Genomic DNA, 10792 nt, shown 5'->3' with positions numbered 1-10792 from the left:
ATCGGAATGAGAGGTGAATCACATGAGGATTCTGCATACGGCGGATTGGCATTTAGGAAAAACCCTTGAAGGCCGAAGCCGGCTTGATGAGCAAGCGCAGTTTTTAGATGAGCTGTATCAAATCGTAAAAGACGAACACATTGATGTCATTGTCATGGCTGGAGACGCCTTTGATACAGTGAATCCGCCTGCTAGAGCAGAGCAGCTTTTTTATGAAAGTCTATCCGCCTTATCTGATAAAGGAAAACGTCAGGTCGTGGTCATCTCAGGCAACCATGATAATCCGGATCGCTTATCCGCCGCATCCCCTTTAACAAATGATCAGGGGATTCATTTAATTGGATATCCGACAAATGATATCATCCGTGTCGATGTTCCTTCTTCGAGTGAACGTTTATCCATTGCAGCTCTTGCTTATCCGTCTGAGGCGAGATTAAACGAGGTGCTGGCTGAAACATTTGAAGAGAAATTGCTTCGTGATCATTACAATTTAAAAATACAACAAGCATTCCAACATTTAAGCACTCAATTTCAAGCCGATACGGTCAATATCGCAACGAGTCATATTTATGTGGCAGGAGGAAGTCAAAGCGATTCAGAAAGACCGATTGAAGTAGGCGGCGCATATACTGTTGCGGCTGAAAGTCTGCCAGAAGCAGCCTGCTATGTGGCCCTTGGACATTTGCACCGGCCGCAAACCATCAAGCGTGCCAAAACGATTGCACGCTATTCCGGGTCACCTCTTGCTTACAGCTTTTCTGAATCAGGATATGCCAAATCAGTCACGATTGTTGAGGCAAAACCTAATGAAAAAGCAAGCTGGAAAGAAGTGTTGTTATCAAGTGGAAAACCACTTGTGAAATGGAAGGCGACAGAGGGACTAAGTCAAGTACACGAGTGGCTGGATGAAAAACGGGATCTTCAGGCATGGATTGATTTAGAGATTCATTTAACAGATCAGCTCTCCATAGAAGAAATCCATCAGCTCCGAAAGCAGCATAGTGGGTTTGTCCATATTAGACCAAAATTTAAAGAACTGCAGCAATTGGAAGAACAAAAGCAAGTTGAAAAGCTCTCGATCGAAGAGAGGTTCGTGAAATTTTATGAGCGCCAGACAGGCGGCGGACTTCCTGATGAAAAAACAGTCAAGCTGTTTTTGGAGCTCGCCAATGAAATGCAAGAGGAGGAAGCGACTTGAAGCCGATTACGCTAACCATTAAAGGACTTCATAGCTTCAGAGAAGAACAGACAATTGACTTTAGCTCATTATGTGATGCAGGTGTGTTTGGCATTTTTGGACCGACAGGAAGCGGAAAATCGTCCATATTAGACGCAATGACACTGGCACTCTATGGCAAAGTGGAACGTGCGTTAAATAATACACATGGTATTTTGAACCAAGCGGAAGAGAAACTGTCAGTTTCCTTTACGTTCGCTTTGCAGAAGGAACACCATATTTCTTATAAAGTCGAACGTGCTTTTAAGCGGGCGGATGAAATGAAAGTAAGAACGACACTATGCCGTCTGATTGAAATTGGTGATACGCAGACAGTTCTTGCAGATAAAGCGAGTGAGGTCAATCGTAAAATAGAAGAATTACTCGGGTTAACCATTGATGATTTTACGCGAGCGGTTGTCTTGCCTCAAGGGAAGTTTGCAGAATTCCTTTCCCTAAAAGGAGCGGATAGACGACAAATGCTTCAGCGTTTGTTTAACCTCGAAAAGTATGGGGATCAGCTCGTCAAACGTTTGCGCGCGAAGGCGCAGAATCAGTATGGACAAAAAAATGAACTGCTTGCTGAGCTGAATGGTTTAGGTGAAGCTGGTCCAGAGGCGCTCGCAAAGGCAAAGAAAGCGGCAGAGCAGGCAAAGGCTATTTTTCATGAGAAAAAACAAGCACGGGATGAGGCGTTCACTGCTTTTACAAAGGCGCAAACAATTTGGCAGTATCAAAAGGAACAAGAAGCTTATGAGACGGAACTAAACCATCTGAATCAACTGGCATCATCAATGGAAGAAAAAAAGGCCAAGCTTCATATTGCTGAGCAGGCAGAGGCATTAAAGCCCTATGCGGACGCATTAACAAAGGCTGAAAATCAGCTTTCTCAAGCATTAAAAGAGAAGCAGGAAGCAGAAAATCAGCTTCTGCAACAACGAACGAGCTATGATCAAATGACGCAGAATTACGAGCAAGCCAGACAAAAGAAATTAGAAACTGAGCCAGAACTTCTCCAAAAGAAAGAGCAGCTGATTCAGCTAAAGGAAATTGAACGGAAAAAAGAGGCGGCACTTCAGGAAAAGACGGCAATCGAACAGAGAAAAAATAATACAGCGCAGCAATTATTACAAAAAAAAGAAGAAGCAGACAATCTCCAATCTTTGTTAGAACGTGCACTCGCAAAACAAACACAGCTGAAGCGTGAGCTGGAGCCATTACAAGTCTCTGCAAAAGAACGGAAAAGTGTACAGGATGCTTTGCGTTTAAGCGAAAATGTTCAAAGAATACATCAAAGCATACACAAGGAAGAACAAAAGATGGAGGAGCTCAAAAAGCGATCAACACAGACCGCAGCAGCATTTGAAAAGCTTCAAAAACAGCAAAAAGACCATCATGAAAAAATAGACCAATCGTTTCAAGCGATTGAACAGCTCTATTTCTATGTATGTGAATTCGAACGGGCTTTTACAGAATGGAGTAAAAGAGAACAAAGTCAGAAGCTCGAAAAATTAAAACAGCGTGATGCTGTTAGGGCGGCGGAATTAAGAAAAGAATTAGCGGCAGAGCTTGTAGATGGTGAGCCATGTCCTGTTTGTGGATCGGTTCATCATGACCCAAAGGCATTGGAAAACAATGACCATGAAGAAACAGTGGCACAAATCGATGAAGTGATTCAACGGATGGATACAGAGCTCAAGCAGGCAGAGGAATACACAAGAGACATGTATGCCGCCAAGCAGCTATTGGAAACGCACGCTAATCAATTAGTAAAGCAGTTTGCCTTTTTATCTCAGAAAGCTCCAGGTGCAGAAGTTGCAGCAGCAGTAGAAGCAGTGCAAAATCCGGAGTCCTTGCAGTATCTCATGCAAGAATGGAAAGGCTTGAAACAAGATATTCAAGAAGTTGAACGTAAACGAGCTCGTTTAATGGATGAAACATATGATCAATCAGCAGAGATAAGCAAGATGAAAGATCAAATGACATTTGAACAGCAGCGTATCGAAGAATTAGACGGGCTGATCAAGGAGCTTCAATCTGAGCTTTCAGAGCAAACGTCTCAATTTGAACAGGCCTTCCCGCACTTTACATTGCATCAAGTACAAGAAATGCAAAAGCAAATAGATGAAAAGGACCAGCAAGCGGAAGGCTACAAAGAGCGGATTGAGAAAAGTATTTCATTTTTGGAAGAAAAACAGCAGGCAAAAGAACAGCTGCAAACAGCTATATACGATGTGGAGAAGGAACTTGATAAACTAGCGCATCAGCTAGAAAGTCAGCAAAAGCTCATTCATCAATATGAAACAGATTTAGGGCGATATCCATTAAAAGCTGTCTCTATTTCTGAAGAACTGATCGAGGTTGAACACACACTTGTTCGTCTCAATGAAATGGAACAGCAATCGTACAAGCAATTACAGCACGCGCAGGAGCTCTTTAGTGAGGCACAAAGCCATTTTTCAAGCAGTGAGCGTCAGCTTCAAGAGGCTGAACGAAGAAAACAAGAAGCAAGAGCAGCATGGGATAAAGAATCGGAGTCTTCTCCTTTTGATAAGCCTCAAGAGATTGAATCTGCTCTCATGAATCAGTCAGTACGTCAATCTGTTAAACAAGAAATTGACGAATTTGAGGATAAAAGAAAGCAATGTGCCGCAAACTTAAAGCGAATTTCTGAACTGCTGAAAGATGAGTCACTAGATGAAGAGCAGTGGACTGATATTCAACTTAGGAAAGAAGCGGCAGAAAAGGCATTGGAAGAAGCAACAGTGATGAGCGGCTCTGCTTATGAACATCTGCGTGTGATGGAAGAAAATCACCAGCGATTTGCAAGTATTCATGAACGCTTAGCGGAGCTGCAGCAAGAAATTGATCGGCTCGATAAGCTTCAAACCGTGTTTAAAGGAAATACATTTGTTGAGTTCTTAGCAGAAGAACAGCTGGAAAGTGTCAGTCGTGATGCATCAGCCCGTCTTGGTATTTTGACAAGACAAAGGTATGCGATTGAGGTTGATTCAGAAGGCGGCTTTGTCATGCGTGATGATGCGAATGGCGGTGTCAGACGTCCAGTATCCAGCTTGTCCGGCGGGGAAACCTTCCTGACGTCGCTTGCGCTTGCACTAGCTCTTTCAGCGCAGATTCAGCTGAGAGGTGAGTTTCCGCTGCAATTCTTTTTCCTTGATGAAGGATTTGGTACCCTTGATCAAGACTTGCTTGATACGGTCATTACCGCATTAGAAAAATTACAATCCCAAAACTTAGCTGTTGGTGTCATCAGCCATGTGGAAGAATTGAAAATGCGGCTGCCGAAGAAACTGATTGTCCATCCAGCAGATCCAAGCGGGAAAGGGACAACAGTCTCAATGGAATTAATGTAAATATTGAGGTGATGACACGGTGGCAAAGCAAACTATTGGATTATGTGAGCTGTGCGGAAGACAAGATGTCCTGCTCACAGAACATCACTTAACGCCAAGAGAAGAAGGCGGAGCTTTTTTACCGACTGCCTTCTTGTGCATCCCTTGTCATAAACAAGTACATGCCCTTTTTACAAACCAGGAGCTTGCCGCACGTTTGAACACAATTGATGCGCTGAGGCAGGATGAAAAGCTTGCTTCGTACATCAAATGGATTCGGAAACAGCCGGCAAGCAAGCTGGTTAAAACAAAAAAATCGAGACAGCGCAGAAAGAAATAAGCATAAAAAAGCGCTCCTCTATTTAGAAATGGGTGTAGAGGAGCTGCTTTATGCATTGCCTACCATATTCTGATCATTTAAGTCAGGATCCACATAGTTGGTGGCGCTAATGCCATTATTTAATATCAAGAAATCTCCGGTATTCCCCGCTCCAGAGCCTAAAGCAGATTTTGACGAACTTTTAGGCGACAGGTAGAATGAGTCACCGACGTTTACGACGCCTCCAGAAATAGAGTTAATGTAAATGGGTCCGACAATTGCTGGCATAATCGACATCCTTTATTCGAAGTCATATCACCATCATATGCGTAGGTAGGTCCATTTGTGAGTTTTGCGGACTTTCATCATTGCTAAACAGCTCTCTAATATGCTTCACTCGCGCAACGCCATTCATTCGACAAGTAGAGCCGATTTGATAGACAGAGGACGATGATACCCCTTCTACATGGATTGAAGACACTTTAATCACAGGCTTTTCATGGTAAAATGCAGTTCTCACTGATCGTTCTGGCAGCATCAATGGAATGGGTTCATAATACACTTCAAATTCTTTCGCATCTAAATTTTCTGCTTCATAGCCATAAAACAAACTAATGGTTCGTTGAACAGCTAATACCTTGACTTTCGGGCATAGCTCCTGAGTATCACCAATTTGAACCACACTCGAAATCCCAACAGAATTCACCTTTGAGAACTTCACTTGAGATGTGCGTTTGATCATTATCGAGGCGCCAGAGGAACAAACGGGCCAATAATCAGAGATTCTGGCGGTGTATCGAAAATTGAGGATAATTGTACATGGTCTGTGTCCCCGATGATAAACAGGGAAGAAGACGATACCCCGACTACTTTAATGCTTCCAGTCTCGATGTTGCGGTTGACAACTGTGAAATTCATCCGTTTTCCTCTCCTTTCGTTTCACTTGGAATATGGGCTAAAAAGTGCTCAATCGCCCGCTTTACATCATGCTTCACATATTCAGCAATTTGCTCTGAACGCTGCAGCGGTGTCATATCTTCCCGGTGTGGCAGCTGTCCCGCATAGTATTTGATCCTGCTGTCAATTTGCTTGCGAATATCCTCAATGATATGGTGTTTGTTGCTTTCATCGAGGGACCCTTCATATCGCTGCTCTAGTTCTTCAAGAAGTTCTGGAGCTTCTTCATTTAAAAATGCATCGACAAGCTGCCGTGTTTGATTGAAAAATTGACCAGCCATTTCTTGCTGCATCATTCCAATTCCCGGGGTTGTTGTTTGGCCCACTTCAAAGTTTTGAACACTGTTTGGATCAGATGGGTTGAGGCCGATATTCAGCGTCCCTTCCAGCCGTTCGATTTTCAGTTGATCAAATTGATAATCAATCCGTTCAATATTCGTTGTCGGTTTATCTTTGATCATTTGCATTTCCTGCTGAAGCTCGTTAAGCCTTTTTTCAAGCATCATGATTTGTTGCGAGTGTTTTTGAATGATGCCATATACTTGTGAAGCGTTGCTCTGATAATCATACATTTACCTACACCTCCGGGGATGGCAGATGGCTTAAGTTGTTGGTGACTGAAGCGGTACAAAAGGTGCTGTGCTTGCGCCTTGAGATTCTTCAATTCCTTGTGTACCTGCTGCGGCAGGCGCTGCTTCTACGTAGCTTCCCGTGTTATACAGGTTGGAAAGGGCCTTGATGGATCCAGCACTCCCAATCTGCAGAACAGAGGAGTTACTCACAGACTCTACACGTAAATAATTAATTTGTATCGCTTGATTAATATAGAAGTTCAACGGGTCCTCACTCCTTACAAGTTACCAACAAGCGGTTGATCAATGACATCACTGTCGTACGTATTTGTCACACTTTTGTAGTTGCTAATTTGTAATTGATCACCTGTATTAAAACTGCCTGCGCCAGCAAACGTTTTAACCTGACTATTTGGAGAAATGGTGATACAGTCTCCAACATGAACGACTCCGCTCGTTCCGACGGCATTTACTTTAAAGGCTCCCACAATAGCCGGCATAGCGGTGCACATCCTTTATAAAATTAGGGCACTTGTTTTGGGCGTTTCACCATAGCTTATGATGGGTCTTTTAATGTGTGATTGTCTTTTTGAAAGCTTATGAGGAATTAGATGTATGGCTTACCCTTTTTTTGAGCAATCTTTAGAGGTGGATTTGATGCCTTTATTTAAGAGTGTGTCAAGCTCTTGACTGCACCTGATTGTTTCTTCGGCATTCATCCCGAATTTTTTCGCAGTCTCAATTAAATGTAATCTTTTTTGTTCAATTTCATAATTGATCATAACGGACGCCAACTCTCACATTTTTTATCAAATAGAAGGATATGGTTAGTATACCCTATTTTTCTATAAAAAAAGCTGTTTCGTCAATATGAGTAATAAAGTGACAAAATTCGAAAGTGTTCTTACGTATCAAATATCTCTTTTTTGATCTCAGTCTGTAAATAACGTCGTCTTTTGTTGATATACTGCCGAATTAAGTCTCTTTCAGACTGCAAGATGTCTTTTCCTTTCGTATATGGATCATCTCCAATTCGATCCTCAATCGATTTATGCCATTTCTCGATGACTGGGCAGAGCCGGTCTTCTACAAAATGTGTATCGAGTACATGCTGGAAAAGTGTATAATAGGCTCTTTTAAACGAAGGGATATCTAGTAATCTAGCAGTTAATGTATTAAAGCCGTTTACTGGGATATAATCAAACGGCATTTCTTCTCCATGAATGTCACGACCCCATGTTGCATCATAATCCCAAGGAAGTACTTGAAATCTCCCTTGTTCATTTACATAAAGAGCGTAGTTATGAACAAAACCATCAAAGTTTTGTGTGCATACCACACCGATGAGCCAGCGGAAATATTGTGTCACATCTAGGTATTGTTCAATTTTTTCTGCAAAAGTGTCATCTCTTGCTGTGTTGAGAAAGTAAATAAATTCGCTCAGCTGCTGATCATGTTGAGACGTCCCCGTTTTTTTCTCGTATCCGAGAAGAAGGTGCTTTTTTGGCTTTTTATCAAAAGAACTCAAAAGAGAGAAGTTCGCGTCGTCATCAATCGCATAATAAATGCCGCCTCCTGAAAGCTGCCGTTTTTGAAGAAAGAACTCATCGACGGATTCTATTTTCAAATAAATGCCTTCTTTTCTTCCATTTATGGTGAGAAACACATGAGAAGCGGCTGGGCTATGCACCCCCATCTGCTCAAAGAAATAAAAGGACAGCCTGTTTCGGATAAACGAAGGGTCATTGTACTCTGCATTTAAATGAAAGATGGATTCGCCTTGTCTTTGTTTTGGCTTTCGGTATTCAATTTGATAGGACTTTTTCTTAAGCTTTCTAATGTGTGAACCGCGGTATGAAGCATAAATATGTGATTTGGTTTGGCCGGTTTTTAGAATAGCTTCAACAGGTTCATCGTTCCAAATGTCTTTTTTTAGTTCAATCAGGTCCTTTGGATGAATCCACATATCAAGTTGTTTTAAAGGTTCTGTGTTCATACGTCCATCAGCCTCCTATATGCTCTTCTTTACAATATGAAAGCGAAGGAATGTCCTGTACCGGCTGGTAGGTATTCATGGAGTTTTAAAGGAAAGAGGCATTCGTCACGAACACTTGTCTACCGAGTCTCGTAACATAAAGCAGAGAAGATAAACAGCTTTGTCTGTTTGTTTTGTCGTAGCATAACTGGGAGGGAATTGTTCGTGAGTACATTTGATCATTCACACATTGAACATGCAGTGGCTTCACTCCGAAGTGAGGGACGTGATCATCACTTGGATCGTGAACCAGAATCGAGCCGTTCGCATAAGTCAGCTCGTTCTCGTCATTCAAGTCGCGGTCATTGGTTCTTTGGCGGTGGTGGACGCCGTAAATCACGCCGCAGTAAAAAAAGTTACAAAAGCTATCGTTCAAAGAAAAGTTATCGCTCTAAGAAAAGCATGAAGAGCAAGAAGTCATGTAAAAGCAAAAAATCTTACAGAAGCAAAAAGAGCGAACCGAAAAAGTCATGTCGCAGCAAACACAGATCGCATCATAAGAAGAGCTGCCGCAAGTCACACCGCAGCAAATGCAGATCGCATCATAAGAAGAGCTGCCGCAAATCACATCGCAGCAAGCACAGATCGCATCATAAGAAAAGCTGCCGCAAATCACATCGCAGCAAGCACAGATCCCACAATAAGAAGAGCCGAAAGTCACACCGCAGCTATCGATCTAAACGTTCTCATCACCATAAACGTAGCCGTTCTTGCCATAGATGTGGAAAGAAGAAGCATCGTTCTCGAAGAACAGGAAATGTTGAGCGTAAATGGGATCAAGGGAATATGTGGGAATATCGCCGTTTCCGCTAGGCATTCAATCATCATTTTTGAAACCCTTTTTAAAAGAGAGTATGATAAAAAAGGGTTTTTTTTATTTCATAGAGAAATAAAATGAGACATCATAACTTAGCGAAATGAAGATTGTGAGGGGAAGACATGAAGTTTTTTACAGGTGAGATACATAGCAGCATGTTTATTGGGGTAGTCATTGATGATGAATGGGTGATGGACGTCAAAAAGGCAGAAGCCAAATTATTTGAGCTTGAGACTCTGCCAAACTCTTTATCTGAGTGCATCAAAATGGGGGACAAGTTTGTAGAACATGTGGGGCAGCTTCTTGATTGGGCTGAGAAAAAAGAAGAAGACCGCGGTTCTTATGTATATCCGCTTTCGGACGTAAAACTCCATGCCCCGATTCCAAAGCCGTCTAAAAACATCATGTGTGTCGGAAAGAATTATCAAGATCATGTTATGGAGATGGGAAGTGCAGCGGATATTCCTAAAGACGTGATGATTTTTACAAAGGCACCTACTTCTGTCATTGGGCACGAAGATGAGATTCTTCTTCATGAAGATGTGACAAGTGAATTGGATTATGAAGGAGAGCTTGCTATCGTGATGGGCAAATCAGGGAAAAACATTGCTCCTGAAGAGGTCCGAGATTTTATATTCGGTTACACCATTTTAAATGATGTGACGGCAAGAGATTTGCAAAAAAAACATAAACAATTTTTCATTGGCAAAAGCTTAGATACAACCTGCCCGATAGGACCTTATATCGTTCATAAGTCAATGATCGAGGATCATGGTGCGCTCCGTGTGGAAACAAAGGTAAACGGAGAGGTTCGTCAATCTGCCAGTACGGAATTAATGATCTTCACAATTGAGAACATTGTCTCCACTCTTTCAAAAGGGATGACGCTAGAAGCAGGTGACATCATTGCAACAGGCACACCTTCCGGGGTAGGGAAGGGCTTTGAACCGCCTAAGTTTTTAGCTTCTGGAGATCGAATTGACATCACGATTGAACCGATTGGGACGCTAACAAATCACGTCAAATAAAGCACGTGATGACACAGGATTGTCGCTTTGTGTTCGACTTATTTCGTGGTACGATGAGAAGGTACTTGTTCTGATAAAGGGGGAAATCACAAATGGGAACACATTTACATATCACAGCATGGGTGCTGGGGATTATTTTATTCTTCGTAGCCTTTGCTCTAGCAGGTAAAAACGATAAAGGCGCTAAAATTGTGCACATGATCGTTCGCTTATTCTACTTGATCATTATCGCAACAGGCGTAGAGCTGTATGTTCGCACAGGAATGAAAATTCCAGGTTTCGGGGGCGAGTATATCGGAAAAATGATTCTCGGTATCCTAGTGATCGGTTTCATGGAAATGGTCCTAGTGCGCAAGAAAAAAGGAAAATCGGTGACTGGTGTGTTGATTGGTTTTATCGTATTTGCGATTGTGACCATTCTTCTCGGTTTACGTCTGCCGATCGGTTTCCATATCTTTTAATATAAAAAGGACATTGCTTATACGAAGCAGTGTC

Annotated in this window: 14 protein-coding genes; 6 read left to right on the top strand and 8 right to left on the bottom strand. The window is 42.2% G+C overall.

Annotated elements, in window-relative coordinates; all coding sequences use genetic code 11:
* Nucleotides 1-22 precede the first annotated feature (22 nt).
* Genes sbcD through ACP69X_RS08985 form a run of 3 tightly spaced genes read left to right on the top strand, consistent with a single transcriptional unit; the run spans nt 23 to nt 4909 of the window.
* Nucleotides 23-1198: an exonuclease subunit SbcD gene (sbcD, locus tag ACP69X_RS08995; protein ID WP_081378170.1), complete on the top strand. Its 1176-nt coding sequence runs from the start codon at nt 23-25 to the stop codon at nt 1196-1198.
* Nucleotides 1195-4590, top strand: coding sequence for an AAA family ATPase (locus tag ACP69X_RS08990; protein ID WP_426052615.1), 3396 nt, complete (start codon nt 1195-1197; stop codon nt 4588-4590). Before sbcD ends, ACP69X_RS08990 begins: the two co-directional genes overlap by 4 nt.
* Before the next feature lie 19 nt (nt 4591-4609).
* Nucleotides 4610-4909, top strand: coding sequence for a hypothetical protein (locus ACP69X_RS08985; protein WP_039177660.1), 300 nt, complete (start codon nt 4610-4612; stop codon nt 4907-4909).
* A 48-nt stretch (nt 4910-4957) separates the two neighbouring features.
* Here the strand turns inward: ACP69X_RS08985 and ACP69X_RS08980 are convergent, their stop codons facing one another.
* The 8 genes from ACP69X_RS08980 to ACP69X_RS08945 all read right to left on the bottom strand — a co-directional run bounded on the left by ACP69X_RS08980 (nt 4958) and on the right by ACP69X_RS08945 (nt 8413).
* Entirely contained in the window at nt 4958-5176 is a 219-nt protein-coding gene (locus ACP69X_RS08980; protein WP_003211468.1) for a spore germination protein, read from the bottom strand.
* A 22-nt stretch (nt 5177-5198) separates the two neighbouring features.
* Nucleotides 5199-5630: a spore germination protein GerPE gene (locus ACP69X_RS08975; RefSeq protein WP_041089731.1), complete on the bottom strand. Its 432-nt coding sequence runs from the start codon at nt 5628-5630 to the stop codon at nt 5199-5201.
* Nucleotides 5630-5806: a germination protein GerPD gene (locus tag ACP69X_RS08970; RefSeq protein WP_003210893.1), complete on the bottom strand. Its 177-nt coding sequence runs from the start codon at nt 5804-5806 to the stop codon at nt 5630-5632. The genes ACP69X_RS08975 and ACP69X_RS08970 overlap by 1 nt, the downstream gene beginning before the upstream one ends.
* The gene (locus tag ACP69X_RS08965; protein WP_041089733.1) at nt 5803-6417 is read right to left on the bottom strand and encodes a spore germination protein GerPC; all 615 of its coding nucleotides are present in this window, start codon (nt 6415-6417) and stop codon (nt 5803-5805) included. Before ACP69X_RS08965 ends, ACP69X_RS08970 begins: the two co-directional genes overlap by 4 nt.
* A 30-nt stretch (nt 6418-6447) precedes the next feature.
* A complete protein-coding gene (locus tag ACP69X_RS08960; protein ID WP_003210877.1) occupies nt 6448-6681 on the bottom strand; it encodes a spore germination protein GerPB in 234 nt (77 codons plus the stop codon).
* A 14-nt stretch (nt 6682-6695) separates the two neighbouring features.
* Nucleotides 6696-6917, bottom strand: coding sequence for a spore germination protein (locus ACP69X_RS08955; protein WP_024425506.1), 222 nt, complete (start codon nt 6915-6917; stop codon nt 6696-6698).
* A gap of 120 nt (nt 6918-7037) precedes the next feature.
* Nucleotides 7038-7199 (bottom strand): aspartyl-phosphate phosphatase Spo0E family protein, encoded by a 162-nt coding sequence (locus ACP69X_RS08950; protein WP_029707539.1) that lies wholly within the window; start codon nt 7197-7199, stop codon nt 7038-7040.
* Between the two features lie 122 nt (nt 7200-7321).
* Entirely contained in the window at nt 7322-8413 is a 1092-nt protein-coding gene (locus tag ACP69X_RS08945) for a CotH kinase family protein (RefSeq protein WP_073979868.1), read from the bottom strand.
* Nucleotides 8414-8617: 204 nt separating this feature from the next.
* Here ACP69X_RS08945 and cotG point away from each other — a divergent pair, with 204 nt between their 5' ends.
* The 3 genes from cotG to ACP69X_RS08930 all read left to right on the top strand — a co-directional run bounded on the left by cotG (nt 8618) and on the right by ACP69X_RS08930 (nt 10758).
* Complete coding sequence (gene cotG, locus ACP69X_RS08940) at nt 8618-9265, top strand: spore coat protein CotG (protein WP_426052614.1); 648 nt, start codon at nt 8618-8620, stop codon at nt 9263-9265.
* A 126-nt stretch (nt 9266-9391) separates the two neighbouring features.
* On the top strand, nt 9392-10297 hold the full coding sequence (locus ACP69X_RS08935; protein ID WP_426052613.1) for a fumarylacetoacetate hydrolase family protein: 906 nt from the start codon (nt 9392-9394) through the stop codon (nt 10295-10297).
* Nucleotides 10298-10389: 92 nt separating this feature from the next.
* Nucleotides 10390-10758: a YisL family protein gene (locus ACP69X_RS08930; RefSeq protein ID WP_034282135.1), complete on the top strand. Its 369-nt coding sequence runs from the start codon at nt 10390-10392 to the stop codon at nt 10756-10758.
* Nucleotides 10759-10792: the final 34 nt, after the last annotated feature.

It is taken from the genome of Bacillus sp. DC4300-2b2 (genome assembly GCF_049895685.1).
GTDB classification, from domain to species: domain Bacteria; phylum Bacillota; class Bacilli; order Bacillales; family Bacillaceae; genus Bacillus; species Bacillus safensis.
Note: the sequence above shows the minus strand (reverse complement) of the source record. Positions and strands in the feature narration are given on the sequence as shown.